This is a genomic window from Pseudomonas sp. IT-P260, assembly GCF_949768395.1.
Lineage (GTDB): Bacteria > Pseudomonadota > Gammaproteobacteria > Pseudomonadales > Pseudomonadaceae > Aquipseudomonas > Aquipseudomonas parakoreensis.
Genome location: NZ_CATKPO010000041.1, coordinates 290,070 through 306,926 on the forward strand (window position 1 = coordinate 290,070; position 16,857 = coordinate 306,926).

General features: G+C 61.3%; 15 protein-coding genes. 9 read left to right on the forward strand and 6 right to left on the reverse strand.

The genetic code is table 11. The features are described 5' to 3' along the window. Positions 1–181 precede the first annotated feature (181 nt). The 3 genes from dapE to ACM6HV_RS22520 all read left to right on the forward strand — a co-directional run bounded on the left by dapE (position 182) and on the right by ACM6HV_RS22520 (position 2,595). Positions 182–1,333, forward strand: a complete 1,152-nt coding sequence (dapE, locus tag ACM6HV_RS22510) for a succinyl-diaminopimelate desuccinylase (protein WP_414905325.1) — start codon at positions 182–184, stop codon at positions 1,331–1,333. Then, positions 1,333–2,142, forward strand: a complete 810-nt coding sequence (locus ACM6HV_RS22515; protein WP_414905326.1) for a putative RNA methyltransferase — start codon at positions 1,333–1,335, stop codon at positions 2,140–2,142. Before dapE ends, ACM6HV_RS22515 begins: the two co-directional genes overlap by 1 nt. Before the next feature lie 75 nt (positions 2,143–2,217). Next, positions 2,218–2,595, forward strand: a complete 378-nt coding sequence (locus ACM6HV_RS22520) for a hypothetical protein (protein WP_007964251.1) — start codon at positions 2,218–2,220, stop codon at positions 2,593–2,595. A gap of 127 nt (positions 2,596–2,722) precedes the next feature. Here ACM6HV_RS22520 and ACM6HV_RS22525 read toward each other — a convergent pair whose 3' ends face one another. Beyond that, positions 2,723–2,932: a cold shock domain-containing protein gene (locus ACM6HV_RS22525; protein WP_041072369.1), complete on the reverse strand. Its 210-nt coding sequence runs from the start codon at positions 2,930–2,932 to the stop codon at positions 2,723–2,725. A 237-nt stretch (positions 2,933–3,169) separates the two neighbouring features. Here ACM6HV_RS22525 and plsB point away from each other — a divergent pair, with 237 nt between their 5' ends. From plsB to ACM6HV_RS22545, 4 genes are all read left to right on the forward strand, one after another. Further along, complete coding sequence (gene plsB / locus ACM6HV_RS22530) at positions 3,170–5,668, forward strand: glycerol-3-phosphate 1-O-acyltransferase PlsB (protein ID WP_041072371.1); 2,499 nt, start codon at positions 3,170–3,172, stop codon at positions 5,666–5,668. A gap of 97 nt (positions 5,669–5,765) precedes the next feature. Beyond that, positions 5,766–6,452: a hypothetical protein gene (locus tag ACM6HV_RS22535; protein ID WP_414905327.1), complete on the forward strand. Its 687-nt coding sequence runs from the start codon at positions 5,766–5,768 to the stop codon at positions 6,450–6,452. Between the two features lie 50 nt (positions 6,453–6,502). Continuing rightward, entirely contained in the window at positions 6,503–6,901 is a 399-nt protein-coding gene (locus ACM6HV_RS22540) for a YbaY family lipoprotein (RefSeq protein ID WP_003222082.1), read from the forward strand. A gap of 21 nt (positions 6,902–6,922) precedes the next feature. Continuing rightward, positions 6,923–7,612 (forward strand): DUF4197 domain-containing protein, encoded by a 690-nt coding sequence (locus ACM6HV_RS22545; RefSeq protein ID WP_086792179.1) that lies wholly within the window; start codon positions 6,923–6,925, stop codon positions 7,610–7,612. A gap of 1,189 nt (positions 7,613–8,801) precedes the next feature. Here the strand turns inward: ACM6HV_RS22545 and ACM6HV_RS22550 are convergent. Next, entirely contained in the window at positions 8,802–11,870 is a 3,069-nt protein-coding gene (locus ACM6HV_RS22550) for an efflux RND transporter permease subunit (protein ID WP_414905328.1), read from the reverse strand. 6 nt (positions 11,871–11,876) lie between these two features. Further along, a complete protein-coding gene (locus ACM6HV_RS22555) occupies positions 11,877–12,977 on the reverse strand; it encodes an efflux RND transporter periplasmic adaptor subunit (RefSeq protein ID WP_414905329.1) in 1,101 nt (366 codons plus the stop codon). 94 nt (positions 12,978–13,071) lie between these two features. On the opposite strand from ACM6HV_RS22555, the gene ACM6HV_RS22560 reads away from it, so the two are divergent. Beyond that, the gene (locus tag ACM6HV_RS22560; protein ID WP_414905330.1) at positions 13,072–13,707 is read left to right on the forward strand and encodes a TetR/AcrR family transcriptional regulator; all 636 of its coding nucleotides are present in this window, start codon (positions 13,072–13,074) and stop codon (positions 13,705–13,707) included. A 103-nt stretch (positions 13,708–13,810) separates the two neighbouring features. On the opposite strand, the gene ACM6HV_RS22565 is transcribed toward ACM6HV_RS22560, so the two are convergent. Next, positions 13,811–14,593 (reverse strand): class I SAM-dependent methyltransferase, encoded by a 783-nt coding sequence (locus ACM6HV_RS22565; RefSeq protein ID WP_414905331.1) that lies wholly within the window; start codon positions 14,591–14,593, stop codon positions 13,811–13,813. Between the two features lie 93 nt (positions 14,594–14,686). Here ACM6HV_RS22565 and ACM6HV_RS22570 point away from each other — a divergent pair, with 93 nt between their 5' ends. Then, the gene (locus tag ACM6HV_RS22570; protein WP_041063310.1) at positions 14,687–15,307 is read left to right on the forward strand and encodes a hypothetical protein; all 621 of its coding nucleotides are present in this window, start codon (positions 14,687–14,689) and stop codon (positions 15,305–15,307) included. A 4-nt stretch (positions 15,308–15,311) separates the two neighbouring features. Here ACM6HV_RS22570 and ACM6HV_RS22575 read toward each other — a convergent pair whose 3' ends face one another. Further along, positions 15,312–16,004, reverse strand: coding sequence for an extensin family protein (locus ACM6HV_RS22575; protein ID WP_414905332.1), 693 nt, complete (start codon positions 16,002–16,004; stop codon positions 15,312–15,314). A gap of 2 nt (positions 16,005–16,006) precedes the next feature. Beyond that, positions 16,007–16,843 carry an isocitrate lyase/PEP mutase family protein gene (locus tag ACM6HV_RS22580; protein ID WP_414905333.1) on the reverse strand — a complete coding sequence of 279 codons (837 nt, stop codon included), beginning with the start codon at positions 16,841–16,843 and terminating at the stop codon, positions 16,007–16,009. Positions 16,844–16,857 lie beyond the last annotated feature (14 nt).

Genomic DNA, 16,857 nt, shown 5'->3' on the forward strand with positions numbered 1-16,857 from the left:
GCCGTTTTGCTTTAAGATAACCGCCATTTTGCGGGGCACTCCTCTAATCCCTGTGGGAGCGAGCCTGCTCGCGAAGGCTTTGTAACATTCACTGATTATGTTGACTGACACACCGCATTCGCGAGCAGGCTCGCTCCCACATTGTTAGTCCGCGCCCACATTCATGACTTCGGAGTTTTCCATGACGGCCCACGCCGACCTTTCGCCGACCCTCCAACTCGCCATCGACCTGATCCGCCGTCCGTCCGTGACGCCGGTCGACGCCGATTGCCAGAAGCAGATGATGCAGCGCCTGGGCGATGCCGGTTTCACCCTCGAGCCGATGCGCATCGAAGATGTGGACAACTTCTGGGCCACCCACGGCAACGACGACGGCCCGGTGCTGTGCTTCGCCGGTCACACCGACGTGGTGCCGACCGGTCCGGTGACTGCCTGGCAGATCGATCCGTTCAACGCGGTGATCGATGAACACGGCATGCTCTGTGGCCGTGGCGCAGCGGACATGAAAGGCAGCCTGGCGTCGATGACCGTCGCCGCCGAGCGTTTCGTTGCCGACTACCCGAATCACAAGGGCAAGGTCGCGTTCCTCATCACCAGCGACGAAGAGGGCCCGGCGCATCACGGCACCAAAGCGGTGGTTGAACGTCTGGTGGCGCGCAAGGAGCGTCTGGACTGGTGCATCGTCGGCGAACCGTCGAGCACCACGCTGGTCGGTGACGTGGTGAAAAACGGTCGTCGTGGCTCGCTGGGCGCCAAGCTCACCGTGCGCGGCGTGCAGGGTCACGTGGCCTACCCGCATCTGGCGAAGAACCCGATCCACCTCGCAGCTCCGGCGCTGGCCGAGCTGGCCGCCGAGCATTGGGATCACGGCAACGATTTCTTCCCGCCGACCAGTTTCCAGATTTCCAACCTCAACTCCGGCACCGGCGCGACCAACGTGATTCCGGGTGATCTGGTGGCCGTGTTCAACTTCCGCTTCTCCACCGAATCCACCGTCGAAGGCCTGCAGAAACGCGTGGCCGACATCCTCGACAAACACAGTCTGGACTGGCACATCGACTGGGCGCTGTCCGGCCTGCCGTTCCTCACCGAGCCGGGCGCGCTGCTCGACGCGGTGTCATCGAGCATCAAGGACATCACCGGCCGCGAGACCCACGCGTCGACCAGCGGCGGGACTTCCGACGGTCGTTTCATCGCGACCATGGGTACGCAAGTGGTTGAGCTGGGCCCGGTCAACGCGACCATTCACCAGGTCAACGAACGTGTGCTGGCGGCCGATCTCGACGTGTTGACCGAGATCTACTACCAGACCCTGATCAAGTTGCTCGCCTGATGCTCGCGTGCCCGATCTGCAGTGAACCGCTCAGCCGCGTGGACAACGGCGTGGTCTGCCCCGCCGGCCACCGCTTCGACCGCGCGCGTCAGGGCTACCTGAACCTGTTGCCGGTGCAGCACAAGAACAGCCGTGATCCTGGCGACAATCAGGCGATGGTCGAGGCGCGCCGCGACTTCCTGAACGCCGGGCATTACGCCCCGGTGGCCAAGCGTCTGGCAGAACTGGCGGCGAGTTATGCGCCAGCGCGCTGGGTCGATATCGGCTGTGGCGAGGGTTACTACACCGCACAGATCGCCGAGGCCCTGCCGGACGCCGATGGCTACGCACTGGACATCTCCCGCGAGGCGGTGAAACGTGCCTGCAAGCGTAATCCGGCAATCACCTGGTTGATCGCCAGCATGGCCCGCGTGCCATTGGCGTCGGGCAGTTGCCAATTTCTCGCCAGCGTTTTCAGCCCGCTGGACTGGGAAGAGGCCAAGCGCCTGCTCAGCGTCGGTGGCGGCCTGATGAAAGTCGGCCCGACCAGCGGCCACCTGATGGAACTGCGCGAACGCCTGTACGACGAAGTGCGCGAATACACCGACGACAAGCATCTGGCATTAGTGCCCGAAGGCATGACGCTGGCGCACAGCGAAACCCTGGAATTCCAACTGACCCTGGACAAGCCAGAGGATCGCGCCAACCTGTTGGCGATGACGCCCCACGGCTGGCGCGCCAATGCCGAACGCCGCGCCGCCGTGATCGAACAGGCCGAGCCGTTCGTGACCACCGTATCGATGCGCTACGATTATTTCGTTCTTCAATAACTTTTGGTCTCGGGCAAGTGCCCGGGGCCGGCTAAATCCGCGAATGGATTTTTCAGACCCGCAGTGAGGACATCCATGCGCCAACCGGATATCGAGATTTACCTGAAAGACGCCGACGTCGACCACAAGGCGATTTCCGCCTGGCTCGGCGAAGCCCTGGGCCCGTGCAGCGACTGGGTACAGAAAGGCCAGACCTACAAGTGCAAGGCCGGCAACATCCCGGTGACGTGGCTGCCGAAAGCCGTGGGCAAATGGAACAGCCTGTACCTGGAAAGCGACGCGACTCCGTGGGACGACGACATCGCCTGCGCCCGTGCAGCCTTTGCCGCGCTGAACGTGGAAGTACGTTGCGCACCGGGCACGTGGGTAGAGGAAGAAGGTGAGGAAACGGCGGATCGCTGGATTCGCATCAGCGCCGACGGTGAAGAAGAAATCACCTGGAAAACCGCGTAACAACAGTCAACACAGATACAAATGTGGGAGCGAGCCTGCTCGCGAATGCGGTGTATCAGTCACCATTCATATCGACTGACACTACGCATTCGCGAGCAGGCTCGCTCCCACAATGGTTTTCAGGGACTTACAGGCCTACAACATCCTCGGCCTGCAACCCCTTCTGCCCTTCCACCACCGCGTATTCAACCTGCTGACCCTCGGTCAGCGAACGGTGGCCTTCACCACGAATCGCGCGGTAGTGCACGAACACGTCCACCCCGTCGTCGCGCTGAATGAAGCCGTAGCCCTTGGCGTCGTTGAACCACTTCACATTGCCGGTTTCACGTGTTGCCATCTGTTCATACTCCTTTTTTATTATTGAACAGGCTTTTCGCAGGAAAGCCTTTGCGGAACGTCAGCCTGCGCCCGACGTCCATAAAGGGCCCCGGCGACAGATTGCCGAGTATATGACAGGCGCAAAGACTCTCAACAGGAGATTACTTCGCCGCTTTTTTGCCGATTTTCGATGAATCCGGCAAACTGTCGACCGCCCGAGCAAACGCTCGGTTTTATTCACTCACGCAGAAGCCGTATGACCCGTTCCCCGTTCCGCCGTCTTGTGTTTGGCACCTTGCGCCGACTGTTGTACCTCTGGGTTCGCTCCGAGACGATCAACCAGTCGTCGCTCACCCTCAACCTCGACCGCAGTCGTCCGGTGTTCTACGTCCTGCAAAACCCATCGCTGACCGATCTGGCGGTGGTCGACACCGAGTGCACCAAGGCCGGTCTGCCGCGTCCGGTGCTGCCGGTGTCGGTGGGACCGTTGATCGAACCGGCGGCGTTTTTCTACCTGACGCCGGACCCGGACTGGCTCGGCCGTCAGGACAAGCGCGGTGCACCGCCGACCCTGACCCGTCTGGTCAGCGCCCTGACGCAGAACGCCGCCGAAGACGCGCAGATCATTCCGGTCAGCGTGTTCTGGGGCCAGTCGCCGGACAGCGAAAACAGTCCGTGGAAGTTGCTGTTCGCCGACAGCTGGGCCGTCACCGGGCGTCTGCGCCGACTGCTGAGCATCATCGTTCTGGGGCGCAAGACCCGCGTGCAATTCTCGGCGCCAATCCACCTGCGCGAACTGATCGAACACAACAAGGGCCACGAACGCACCGTACGCATGGCCCAGCGCATCCTGCGCGTGCACTTCCGCAACCTGAAGGCGGCAGTGATCGGCCCGGACATTTCCCACCGGCGCAATCTGGTCAAGGGTCTGCTCAATCAGCCACTGGTCAAGCAGGCGATCGTCGACGAAGCCGAACGCGAGAACATTTCCCTGGAAAAAGCCAAGGCCCAGGCCCTGCGCTACGGCAACGAGATCGCTTCGGACTACACCTACACCGCGATCCGTTTCCTCGAAGTGGTGCTGAGCTGGTTCTGGAACAAGATCTATGACGGGATCAAGGTCAACCACATCGAAGGCGTGCAGAAGGTCGCTCAAGGGCACGAAGTAATCTACGTGCCGTGCCACCGCAGCCACATCGACTACCTGCTGCTGTCGTACCTGCTGTTTCGCAACGGCCTGACCCCGCCGCACATTGCCGCCGGGATCAACCTGAACATGCCGGTGATCGGCAGCCTGCTGCGCCGTGGCGGCGCGTTCTTCATGCGCCGCACGTTCAAGGGCAATCCGCTGTACACCTCGGTGTTCAACGAATACCTGCACACCCTGTTTACCAAAGGTTTCCCGGTCGAATACTTCGTCGAGGGCGGCCGCTCGCGCACCGGGCGCATGCTGCAACCGAAGACCGGCATGCTCGCGATCACGATGCGCAGCTTCCTGCGTTCATCGCGGATGCCGATCGTCTTCGTGCCGGTGTACATCGGTTACGAGCGCGTGCTGGAAGGTCGCACCTACCTTGGCGAATTGCGTGGCGCGAGCAAGAAGAAAGAGTCGATCTTTGACATCTTCAAAGTCATCGGCGCGCTCAAGCAGCGCTTCGGTCAGGTCGCGGTGAATTTCGGCGAACCGATCAAACTTGCAGAGTTCCTCGACAGCGAACAGCCAGACTGGCGACAGCAGGAACTCGGCCCGCAGTACAAACCGGCCTGGCTCAACGAAACCACCAACCGCCTCGGCGAGAAAGTCGCGCAGCACCTGAACGAAGCGGCGGCAATCAACCCGGTCAATCTGGTGGCGCTGGCGCTGCTGTCCACCACCCGCCTGGCACTGGACGATCGGGCCATGGCGCGGGTGCTGGATCTGTACCTGGCGCTGCTGCGCAAAGTCCCGTACTCGCCGCACACGACCCTGCCGGAAGGCGATGGCCGCGCGCTGATCGAGCATGTGAAGGACATGGACCTGCTGTCCGAGCAGAACGATGCGCTGGGCAAGATTCTGTATCTGGACGAGCAGAACGCCGTCCTGATGACCTACTACCGCAACAACGTGCTGCACATCTTCGCCTTGCCAGCGCTGCTGGCGAGCTTCTTCCAAAGCACTTCGCGCATGAGCCGCGAGCAGATCCTGCGCTACACCCGCGCGCTGTATCCGTACTTGCAGTCGGAGCTGTTCATCCGCTGGAGCCTGGAGGAACTGGACGCAGTAATCGATCAATGGCTGGAAGCGTTCGTCGAGCAAGGCCTGCTGCGTTTCGAAAAGGACGTGTACCTGCGCCCCGCTCCAAGTTCGCGACACTTTGTGCTGTTGACCCTGCTGTCGAAAAGCATCGCGCAGACCCTGCAGCGCTTCTACATGACCGTCTCGCTGCTGCTCAACGCCGGGCAGAACAGCATCAGCGCCGAAGAGCTGGAAGACCTGTGCACGGTCATGGCCCAGCGCCTGTCGATCCTGCACGGCCTGAATGCCCCGGAGTTCTTCGACAAGAGCCTGTTCCGTCATTTCATCCAGACGATGCTCGACCTCGACGTCCTGCGCCGCGACGAAGCCGGCAAGTTGAGCTACCACGAACTGCTCGGCGAACTGGCGGAGGGCGCGGCCAAACGCGTGTTGCCGGCGGAGATTCGTCTGTCGATTCGTCAGGTGGCGCTGCATCGCAGTGAAGATGCCGCGGAAACGGCAGTGACACCGCAAGTCTGAAACTTGCCGACAACTAACGGGGTACCACTCGGGTTCCCCCGTTAGTTGATCCGTGAATTAATAGGCTCTTTAAAACAATCACGATAAGGATATCGAGATGAGCCTGTTACAAGATCCCGCTTCGGCAGTGACTTTAAACTTCAGCTTGCCTGCAGCCTTTCAAATCCCCTTCGACGGTGAACATGAAACCATTGTCAGTATCGAGGTGGTTAATCCGAAGTTGGCGACGCCCGCCAGGGAACAGCGCTTCGCGAGACTGTTCGAAGGCGACTGGAAGTTCGAGTTTGCCCATTCCCATACCAATATCGGCGTGAAGTACCGGATTACCGTGCGGATGTTCCACAACCGCCAACCCCTGCTGCTTGATCAGGAACACTTTGTTATCGTCAACACACTGCCTCATCGCCAGACTGTGCACTTGAGCCCGATCGGGCTGTTGTATGTTGAAGTTCAAGAGCCGGAAAGTTTCCCGACCGAAGAAGCGGTCACCATCAGCCTGCATGAAGCCGACAGCCCTGAAGTTGAACTGGTGCGCGTCAGCCATGACGAACAGACCGCGACTTCGTTCTATCTGCGATACGACCCGGCCAGCGTTACTCCCGGCAAACGTTATGCACTCAGCGGCATCGAAAATCGCTACCACCAGCGTATTTCGGTCAGTCCCGGTCGAATAGAACTGTGCCCGCCGCCACGCGCACAACGCGGGTGGTTCATGCAGACACTGGCGCAGTGGCTGGAAAAACCCTTACGTTTGTTCACTGACGCTGAAAGCAAAATCCGCTAGATTTCCATCGGCGCCGGGATTCTTCCGGCGCACCTGCCTCAGAGGTCCCGATGAAAAAACTCACCCTTCTCGCCGCAGCCACCCTGTTGAGCGCCTGCCAGTCGACCACCCCCGCCGGCAAAGTCGGCCTCGACGGTGAAGTGTTCTACCTGCAACGCATCGCCCTGCCACCGAGCGCGACGTTGAGCGTGAGCCTGCAGGACGTATCGCTGGCCGACGCCCCGGCGGTGGTCCTCGACGAGCAGAAAGGCCCGGTCAAAGGCCAGGTGCCGCTGCCGTTCCACTTGAGTTACGATCCGGCCCAGGTCAAACCCGGCCACCGCTACTCGGTCAGCGCGCGCATCGAAGTCAACGGCGAGCTGATGTTCATCACCACCGAGAACCACGCCGTGCAACTGGACGGCAACGATCCGCAGCCGCTGAAAATCCGCGTCGACGCCATTCGCTAATTGTCTTTCAAGGAAGCTGCCATGCTCCGCCCTACCCTTCGCTTCGCCGGCCTGTGCGCGGGCCTGATGATCTCTGCCAGCGCCCTGGCACTGTCGCTCAGCGACCTCTCGCAACAAGACGCCACCGGCGGCCTCAAGGACGCCCTGACCCAAGGCGCGCAAATCGCCGTCAAACAACTCGGCACCCCGGGCGGCTTCAGCAACAACCCGGAAGTGAAAATCGAACTGCCGGGCAAACTCGGCAAAGTCGCCGGCAAGATGAAAGCCTTCGGCATGGGCGCCCAGGTCGACGAACTCGAAACCGCCATGAACAAGGCCGCCGAAAGCGCCGTGACCCAGGCCCAGCCGATCCTCGTCGACGCCGTGAAGAAAATGACCGTGGCCGACGCCAAAGGCATCCTCAGCGGCGGCACCGACTCGGCCACCCAATACCTGGACAAAACCAGCCGCGAACAGATCCGCGCCAAGTTCCTGCCCATCGTCAAACAAGCCACCGACAAAGTCGGCGTAGCGCAAAAGTACAACGCCTTCGCCGGCCAGGCCGCGACCTTGGGCGTGGTGGATGCGAAAAGCGCCAACGTCGAAAACTACGTCACCGAACAAGCGCTCAATGGCCTGTTCGAAATGATCGGCAAACAGGAAGAAACCATCCGCAAAAATCCGGCGGCTGCAGCGACCGGTCTGGCGAAAAAGGTGTTCGGCACTTTGTAATTCTTGCCGCTGCACGAAAAAGCCCGCTGAACCGGTGAAGGTCAGCGGGCTTTTTATTGCGAGTCAGCCTTGCGGATCGACTTGATTGAGGAGGCGTTTTACCGAGGGCGTCGTGGAGCTTGCGCGAATCGAGGAAGGCGTAAGGTGCAGGGTCGCTTGGACATTCTGGTTCGGATTCGGGGGGTGTTTGAACAGAGTGGAACGCCTGACTATTCGAGTGGAGTAACCACCATCACTTGCAGATGATGAGCGGGCTTGCAGACCCGGTCGCTGAACTGGCAGCGACAGACTCAGGCTAGGGATCGCGCCTGCGACGGGCAACCTGAAAACCTTATGGGAAGGTTCTGATTAGCTGGAACATTTTTAAACAGACCAAAGAGTTGGGTGCCTGGGCGGACCTCTTCGCGAGCAAGCTCGCTCCCACATTTGGATTGGGTGCAGGCAGTTGGAGATTGGTCGGCTCATAGGCCGTCTTCGCGAGCAGGCTCGCTCCCACATTTGGATTGGGTGCAGGCAGTTGGAGATTGGTCGGCTGTCAGGCCGCCATTGCTGGCAAGCCAGCTCCCACAATTGATTGGGTATGGGCAGTTGGAAACTGGTCAGCTGTCAGGCCGCCATTGCTGGCAAGCCAGCTCCCACAATTGATTGGGTATGGGCAGTTGGAAACTGGTCGGCTGTCAGGCCGCCATCGCTGGCAAGCCAGCTCCCACAATTGATTGGGTATGGGCAGTTGGAAACTGGTCGGCTGTCAGGCCGCCTTCGCTGGCAGGCTGGCTCCCACAGAAAAGCAAAGCAATCCAGGCAGACCGCATGCTTTTCACCACTCAACAGGATGAGCGTTAGCTCGGCTGCAGCTCTTGATCTTGCCGTGCCGGCCCCATCGGCAGGCTGAGTGGAGGGGTTTATCCGGGGGTGGGAGCGCAGCGACCGTTGGGCGCAGCCAAACACATCGAGAGGAGGTGCAGCGAAGCAAACCGGAGGCGATGCCCCCCGGATGAGCCCCGCAACGAAGGAACCCGAGCCTAGGCGAGGGCCGTACGCCGGGGCCAAGACCTTTGCTTCCTTTGGGGCGTTTGCCAAAGGGAGTCGCCGTAAGGGCGAAACCGCCAGCGGCAGCACCCGAAGAAACGGATATTCACAAAGAACACCCAGAACCTGGTCGGCCCAAAGGCCGCCAAGTCCAAAACCATCAAGCGTCGCGACGCACTCGGAACCAGGCCGCATACAAAGCAGGCAAAAACAAAAGCGTCAAAGCCGTAGCCACAATCAACCCCCCCATGATCGCCACCGCCATCGGCCCGAAAAACACACTGCGCGACAACGGAATCATCGCCAGCACCGCCGCCAAAGCCGTCAAGACAATCGGCCGAAACCGCCGCACCGTCGCCTCGATAATCGCCTGCCAAGGCTTGAGACCAGAAGCAATATCCTGCTCGATCTGATCCACCAGAATCACCGAGTTGCGCATGATCATCCCCGACAGCGCGATCGTCCCCAGCATCGCCACAAACCCGAACGGCTGACGGAACACCATCAGAAACAACACCACCCCGATCAACCCCAACGGCGCCGTCAGAAACACCATCGCCGTGCGCGAGAAGCTACGCAATTGCACCATCAGCAACGTCAGCACCACCACGATAAACATCGGCACCCCGGCATTCACCGACTTCTGCCCACGCTCCGAATCCTCCACCGTCCCGCCGACATCCAACAGATACCCGTCAGGCAATTCGGCACGGATCGGATCCAGCGTCGGAGCGATCTGCTTCACCAACGTCGCCGGCTGCTCCTTGCCATAGATGTCGGCACGCACCGTCACGGTGGGCAGACGATTACGGTGCCAGATGATCCCTTCCTCAAACCCGTATTCCAGCGTGGCAATCTGCGACAACGCCACACTGCGACCGTTATCGGTCGGTACCGCCAGACTCGGCAGCAACGTCAACTCGGTGCGCTCATGCACCGTGCCGCGCAGCAGAATCTCGATCAGTTCGTTGTCCTCGCGGTACTGACTGACACTCGAACCGGTCAGCGAGCTCTGGAGGAATTTCGCCAGATTGGCCGTACTCACCCCGAGCGCCCGGGCGCGATCCTGATCGATGTTCAGGTACACCACTTTGCTCGGCTCTTCCCAGTCCAGGTGCACGTTGACCACGTGCGGGTTCTCGCGCACCTTGGCCGCCACTTTGCGCGCCAGCGCACGGACTTCCTCGATGTGCTCACCGGTGACGCGGAACTGCACCGGGTAGCCCACCGGCGGACCGTTTTCCAGACGCGTGACCCGCGAGCGCAGGGCCGGGAATTGCTCGTTGAGGGTTTCTATCAACCAGGTGCGCAGGGTCTCGCGCTCCTCGATGTTTTTCGCCAATACCACAAACTGGGCGAAGCTCGCCGCCGGCAGTTGCTGATCCAGCGGCAGGTAGAAACGCGGCGAACCGGTGCCGACATACGCCACATAGTTATCGATGCCAGCGTGATCCTTGAGCATCGCTTCCAGGCGTTTGACCTCGGCCGTGGTGTTGGCCAGCGACGCCCCTTCGGCCAATTTCAGATCGACCATCAACTCCAGTCGATTGGAGGCCGGGAAGAACTGCTGCGGGACGAAACGGAACAGCATCACCGACGCGATGAACAGCCCCACCGTCAGCACGATCACGGTTTTGCGATGCGCCACGCACCACTCCACCAGACGCCGCACCCGTTGATAGAACGGCGTGCCGTACGGGTCGGCTTGCCCGTCAGTCGTGCCATGTTTGGCCGCATGAATCTTCGCCAGATCCGGCAGGAGTTTTTCCCCCAGATACGGCACGAACATCACCGCCGCCACCCATGACGCGAGCAAGGCGATGGTCACCACCTGGAAGATCGAACGGGTGTATTCGCCGGTGCCGGATTGCGCGGTGGCAATCGGTAGAAAACCCGCGGCGGTGATCAGCGTACCGGTAAGCATCGGGAACGCAGTGCTGGTCCAGGCGTAGCTCGCGGCCTTGATCCGGTCGAAACCCTGTTCCATTTTGATCGCCATCATTTCCACGGCGATGATCGCGTCGTCCACCAGCAAGCCCAGCGCCAGCACCAGCGCGCCGAGCGAGATTTTGTGCAGGCCGATACCCAGGTAATACATGCAGGCGAAGGTCATCGCCAGCACCAGCGGAATGGTCAGCGCGACCACCATGCCGGTGCGCACGCCGAGGGAGAAGAAGCTCACCAGCAACACAATCGCCAGCGCCTCGACCAGCACCTGGACGAACTCGCCGACACCGGTCTTCACCGCCGCCGGTTGGTCAGAGACCTTGCGCAGTTGCATGCCGGCCGGGAGGTTTTTCTGCAGGCGCGAGAACTCGCCTTCCAGCGCTTTGCCCAGCACCAGAATGTCGCCACCGTCCTTCATCGCGACAGCGAGGCCAATAGCGTCTTCGCCCATGAAGCGCATGCGTGGCGCCGGAGGGTCGTTGAAACCGCGATGCACATCGGCGACATCGGAGATACGGAACGTCCGGTCACCGACGCGGATCGGGAAGTTCTTGATCTCCTCGACCGTTTGAAAATTCCCCGAAACCCGCAGTTGCACACGTTCGCTGCCGGTTTCAAAGAACCCCGCAGTGGACACCGCGTTCTGGTCTTCCAGCGCTTGCTGTACCGCCGCCAGTGGCAAACCGAGGGTGGCGAGTTTGACGTTGGACAGCTCGACCCAGATTTTCTCGTCCTGCAAACCGAGCAGATCGACCTTGCCGACATCCTTGACCCGCTGCAGCTGGATCTGGATGCGGTCGGCGTAATCCTTGAGCACCGCGTAATCGAAACCGTCGCCGGTCAGCGCGTAAATATTGCCGAACGTGGTGCCGAATTCATCGTTGAAAAACGGCCCCTGAATCCCCGGCGGCAAGGTTTGGCGAATGTCGCTGACCTTCTTGCGCACCTGGTACCAGAGGTCGGGGATTTCCTTGGAGTGCATCGAGTCGCGGGCAATGAAGGTGACCTGCGACTCGCCCGGGCGAGAGAACGACACGATGCGCTCGTACTCGCCGGTTTCCATCAATTTCTTTTCGATGCGTTCGGTGACCTGCCGCGAGACTTCCTGCGCGGTCGCCCCCGGCCAGCGGGTCTGGATGACCATGGCCTTGAAGGTGAACGGTGGGTCTTCGCTCTGGCCGAGTTTGGTGTAGGACAAGGCCCCGACGATGGCCAGCAAAAGCATCAGGAACAGGACGATCTGGCGATTACGCAGCGCCCATTCGGAAAGGTTGAAGCGCATCGGGACTTACTCCTTGTCCGCCAGATTGACTACTCGGTTGGAGCGATCCACGGGACGCACCTGCTGACCATCGAGCAACACATGGACGCCGGCTGCCACCACCCAGTCGCTGGCGTTGAGGCCTTCGAGCACAGGCACACTTTTCTCGCCGAACGGGCCGATACGCACTGGAGTCTTTTTCAGGGTGTTGTTGGCGCTGACGACCCAGACGTAGGTCGCACCGTTCTCGGCAGTCAGGGCCGAGAGCGGCACCGACAGCGGCACGCTTTCTGCCGATTGCACGAACACCCGGGCGCTCTGCCCGAGCTCAGCCGGGACTTTGCCGCTGGTGAACGAGATGCGCGCGGCGAAGGTACGGGATTTCGGATCGGCCGCCGGCGACAGCTCACGAATCTGCCCGGCGAAGCGCTGGTTCTGCTGGGTCCACAGTTCAACGGTCACTGGCTGGCCGACCTTGAACCGTCCGAAGCTCTGCTCCGGGAGGCTGATCGACACTTCGCGCTCGCCGTCGGTGGCGAGGGTAAACACGGTTTGCCCGGCGGCGACCACCTGCCCGACTTCCACCGAACGCTTGGCCACCACACCGTCCTGCGGCGCGCGCAGCACGGCGTAACTGGCCTGGTTGGTCGAGACGTTGAATTCGGCTTTGATCTGCTTGAGGCGGGCTTCGCCGGAGCGGTAGAGGTTTTCCGCGTTGTCATAGGCGGAACGGCTGACCATCTGCCGCTCCATCAAGGTTTTGTAGCGGTCACGCTCGGCGCGCACCAGGTTCAGATTGGCTTCAGCGGCGGCGACCTGGGCGCGGGTGGCTTCCAGTTGCAGGCGCACGTCCTGCGGATCGAGCTCGGCCAATGGTTGATCAGCCTTCACGCGCTGACCTTCCTCGACCAGTCGTCGGCTGACTTTGCCGCCAATGCGGAACGCCAGATCGGGTTCGTAGCGGGCGCGCACCTCACCCGGATAACTTTCCATCGCCTGCGCCGAAGGCTCTGGCTGCACCACCATGGCCGGTCGAACGCTGACTGGCGTCGCCTCTTCCTGACCGCATGCGGACAATAAAACAGCCAGGCTGACTGGCACGGCAAACGACAACGCATGGCGGAACATGGTGACGGACCTTTCGCTAATGGTGCTTGGAATATTTATACTGGCCGGTATGGTATTAATAGCAAACTCACCAGTCCAGTATTAAAAGCGAAGAATGTCGAACAATCTTTCAGCTCCAAACGGCCCGGGCCGTCCGAAGGATCCGGCCAAGCGCCGGGCTATCCTCGATGCGGCGAAAACCCTGTTTCTGAGTCACGGCTACGCCAACACCAGCATGGACGCGGTCGCCGCCGAGGCGGGCGTGTCGAAACTGACGGTTTACAGCCACTTCAACGACAAGGAGACGCTGTTCTCCTCCGCGGTAATGGCCAAATGCGAGGAGCAGTTACCGCCGCTGTTCTTCGAATTGCCCGCCGGCATCCCCGTGGAAAATGTGTTGCTGAACATTGCCCGGGGCTTTCATCAACTGATCAACAGCGACGAGTCGGTGAATTTGCATCGCTTGATGATGGCGCTGGGCACGCAGGATCCGAAGCTGTCGCAGATCTTCTTCGAGGCCGGCCCCGAGCGCATGGTGCAAGGCATGGAGCGGCTGCTCAAACGCATCAACGAGACCGGCGCGCTGAGCATCGACCTGCCGCGCAATGCCGCCGAACACTTCTTCTGCCTGCTCAAGGGTGCGGGGAATTTTCGTTTGCTGTATTGCTGCGGTGAGCCGCTGAGCGAAGAAGCGGCAGAGAGTCATGTGCAGGAAGTGGTGGGGTTGTTCATGCGGGCTTACAGACCCTAGAGATTGGTGATTGGTCTGCCCCTTCGCGAGCAGGCTCGCTCCCACATTTGAAATGCATTCCAATGTGGGAGCGAGCCTGCTCGCGAATGGGCGCGACGCGGTCTCAAGCCTTGAGTGCTTTCTTCGGGTAAATGTCATACCGGCTCGACTTGCCATCCAGCGCATGGCTCGGCTTCGGCCCCTCAATACACGGCGCCTTGCGCGGGCGCTTGACCACCACCCGGTGTGTCGCCAGGGCCAGCGCCGCTTCGAGCAACGCCGGCGCATCCGGATCATCCCCGACCAGCGGCCGGAACAGGCGCATCTCTTTCTTCACCAGCGCCGTCTTCTCGCGGTGCGGGAACATCGGGTCGAGGTAGATCACCTGCGGCGGCTCGCCTTGCCAGTTGCGCATGACCTCGATCGAGTTGCCCTTGAGCAGCTTCATCCGCGCGACAATCGGCGCCACGTCGAAATCTTCCGCCGCCCGCGCCAGACCATCCTCCAGCAACGCCCCGATCAGCGGCTGGCGCTCGATCAGGCTCATCTCGCAGCCCAGACTGGCCAGCACGAACGCGTCCTTGCCCAACCCCGCCGTGGCGTCCAGCACCCGAGGGCGCACGCCTTGGGCGATGCCAACCGCCTTGGCGATCATCTGCCCGCTGCCGCCGCCGTACAGACGCCGGTGCGCCGCGCCCCCCTCGACAAAGTCCACCCGCACCGGTCCCGGCGCATCCGGGCCGAGCTGCTGCAGCTGCAAACCCTGCTCGCCCACCTGCAAGGCGAACTCGCCGTCGTCCTCCTGCTGCGGCAGGCCCAGGCGCTCGGCCCATTGCTCGGCTTGCGCTTCAAACGTCGGGCCGAGGGCCTGGACATGGATGCGGCAGGCCGCGGGTTGCTCAATCATGAAAACACGCTCAAAAAAGTTAAGGATCGGCAAAAAGTGGCCGATAAACCAATCAACGCGCATTTTGCCAGAGCTGAGCGTCAACCGAAAAAAATGTCAGGCATTCTTCCCACATCGATTGGCTACATTTCGCCCAAGGGCGACTTCAGCCGTCATAACACTCAAGCATTGGGCGGCGTCAGTCACCTGTGGCAGGATTTCTTTGCCCAGGCGATGGCCGAACAAACGAGTGATGTGGTGCCGGCCTGTGGCACCTTTCCACCGGTTGACCTGAACAGCCCGGAAGAACCGACGTTGGGCAGCGAGCTGCACGCGCACATCGTCGAGCAGCGTCAGTGCGATGTGGTCGAGACCGAAGTGCGTCCGCCGGAGCCGCTGTTCCTGCCGATCGCCGAGTTCGAAACCGATCTGCTGGACAAGCCATTCCCACCGTTCCCGCCAGAAGAACTCAAGGCTCAGCAGGAGCAGCAAGACTTCGACAGCAGTTGGGTCCGTCCGATCGTGATCAACAATGGTCAGCCAGTGCCAGAGCCGGGTCCGGCGCCGCAGAAGAAGCCGTTGTACCTGCCGATTGCCGAGTTCGATCTCGACCTGCTGCAAAAACCTTATCCGCCGTTCCCGCCGGAAGAAATCGTCGAGCAGCAAAAAGCGCTGGACTTCGATAACGGTTGGGCGCGCCCGATCGTGTTGCAGAACCTGCGCCTCGCCGCCTGATCCCTCAGCGACACACGCTCCAGCGCCCGACATCGACATGAAAGTGATTGCGATGGGCAGCGTTGTAATCCGGACTCAACACCACACTGAACGCCTCGCAGGCGCCATCGCGCACCTGACGCAGAAACTGCGCGTCCTGATTTTGCTTCGGCCAGTCTTTGAGCACACTGACGCTGCGCCCGTCCGCCAGCCGAAAACCGCTGATGTCCAGCGCATCGGCACTGGCATGGCGGCTGAGCGCCCCGCTCTCGCGGTTGTAGACATTGCGGCAGGCAAAGCTGCCGAGGTGATCGATACGCGCCACAGACTGGCCGTAAAGCGCTTGCGCGGCAGGTTGCAGGGTATGTCGTTCAAACATCGCGTAAGCCACCGCCAACGGACAACTGGCGAGGAAGCTGCTGCTCAGCGCCACCTCGCCGCCCTGCACGCGCACGGCGCCAATCAGCGGGCACTTGGCGTCGGGACTGTCGGCTTGCGCGGTGATGCGCAGACCCGAGTTGCTGAGCACTTGTGCGCATAACTCGGGATTGCCGCGCAGGCGCATCAGCTTGAAACCGGTCAGCCAGTTCGGCGCGGCCTTCACGTCCAGCGGCGCCCACGGGTTCCACTCGGCCGGCACGTCGACCCAGCCGCGCCAGACGCTGACCACGGCGCCAGCAATCATCAACAGTACCGACAGCGCGATCCAGCGGCCCATGCTCAGCCTTTGAAGAACTGATTGGCCTGAGCGTACGGCATCGATTGCGCAGTGAAGCCGAAGGTGCCGTGCTGCTGGATCTCTTCAGCCGCGCGGAAAAACTCGCCGAACGCTGCCAAAGCCAGCGCCGAACCGGTGCTGATCCTGCGCACACCCATTTCTTCCAGCGCCTGTACGGTCAGTTTCAAACCGCCGGACATCAGCACGTTGACCGGTTTCGGTGCCACCGCGCGCACCACCGCCAGCACTTCTTCGGCGCTGCGCAAACCCGGCGCATACAGCACGTCGGCGCCCGCCTCGGCAAAGGCTTGCAGGCGGCGGATGGTGTCGTCGAGATCGGGATTGCCGTGCAAGTAGTTTTCCGCACGGGCGGTCAAGGTGAAGGGAAATGGCAGCGTGCGCACCGCAGCGACGGCGGCTTCAATGCGCGCCACAGCGTGTTCGAAGCAGTAGATCGGTGCGTCGGCACGACCCGTGGCATCTTCGATCGATCCGCCCACCGCACCCGCCTCGGCGGCACGCAGCAAGCTTTTCGCACATTCGGCCGGGTCATCGGCGAAACCGTTTTCCAGGTCCACCGCCACCGGCAGATCGGTGGCCGCGACAATTGCCCGGACATTGGCCAGGGTGTCATCGAGACTCAGGGCGCCATCGGCCTTGCCTTGGGAAAACGCATAACCGGCACTGGTGGTCGCCAACGCCTGATAGCCCAGACTGGCGAGCATTTTCGCCGAGCCGGCATCCCACGGGTTGGGAATCACAAAAATTCCCGCACCTTCATGCAGGGCCTTGAAGGCCTGGGCTTTTCGGGTTTGTTCTTGAAGGGCGTGGGCGTCCATCGGCAGGCTCCTGG

Coding starts and splice junctions, on each gene's coding strand:
- ACM6HV_RS22525 (WP_041072369.1), bottom strand. CDS start 2,932: ATGGCAACACGTGAAACCGGCAATGTGAAGTGGTTCAACGACGCCAAG.
- ACM6HV_RS22520 (WP_007964251.1), top strand. CDS start 2,218: ATGCGCCAACCGGATATCGAGATTTACCTGAAAGACGCCGACGTCGAC.
- ACM6HV_RS22565 (WP_414905331.1), bottom strand. CDS start 14,593: ATGATTGAGCAACCCGCGGCCTGCCGCATCCATGTCCAGGCCCTCGGC.
- ACM6HV_RS22535 (WP_414905327.1), top strand. CDS start 5,766: ATGAGCCTGTTACAAGATCCCGCTTCGGCAGTGACTTTAAACTTCAGC.
- ACM6HV_RS22560 (WP_414905330.1), top strand. CDS start 13,072: ATGTCGAACAATCTTTCAGCTCCAAACGGCCCGGGCCGTCCGAAGGAT.
- ACM6HV_RS22555 (WP_414905329.1), bottom strand. CDS start 12,977: ATGTTCCGCCATGCGTTGTCGTTTGCCGTGCCAGTCAGCCTGGCTGTT.
- ACM6HV_RS22515 (WP_414905326.1), top strand. CDS start 1,333: ATGCTCGCGTGCCCGATCTGCAGTGAACCGCTCAGCCGCGTGGACAAC.
- dapE (WP_414905325.1), top strand. CDS start 182: ATGACGGCCCACGCCGACCTTTCGCCGACCCTCCAACTCGCCATCGAC.
- ACM6HV_RS22545 (WP_086792179.1), top strand. CDS start 6,923: ATGCTCCGCCCTACCCTTCGCTTCGCCGGCCTGTGCGCGGGCCTGATG.
- ACM6HV_RS22540 (WP_003222082.1), top strand. CDS start 6,503: ATGAAAAAACTCACCCTTCTCGCCGCAGCCACCCTGTTGAGCGCCTGC.
- ACM6HV_RS22550 (WP_414905328.1), bottom strand. CDS start 11,870: ATGCGCTTCAACCTTTCCGAATGGGCGCTGCGTAATCGCCAGATCGTC.
- ACM6HV_RS22580 (WP_414905333.1), bottom strand. CDS start 16,843: ATGGACGCCCACGCCCTTCAAGAACAAACCCGAAAAGCCCAGGCCTTC.
- plsB (WP_041072371.1), top strand. CDS start 3,170: ATGACCCGTTCCCCGTTCCGCCGTCTTGTGTTTGGCACCTTGCGCCGA.
- ACM6HV_RS22575 (WP_414905332.1), bottom strand. CDS start 16,004: ATGGGCCGCTGGATCGCGCTGTCGGTACTGTTGATGATTGCTGGCGCC.
- ACM6HV_RS22570 (WP_041063310.1), top strand. CDS start 14,687: ATGTCAGGCATTCTTCCCACATCGATTGGCTACATTTCGCCCAAGGGC.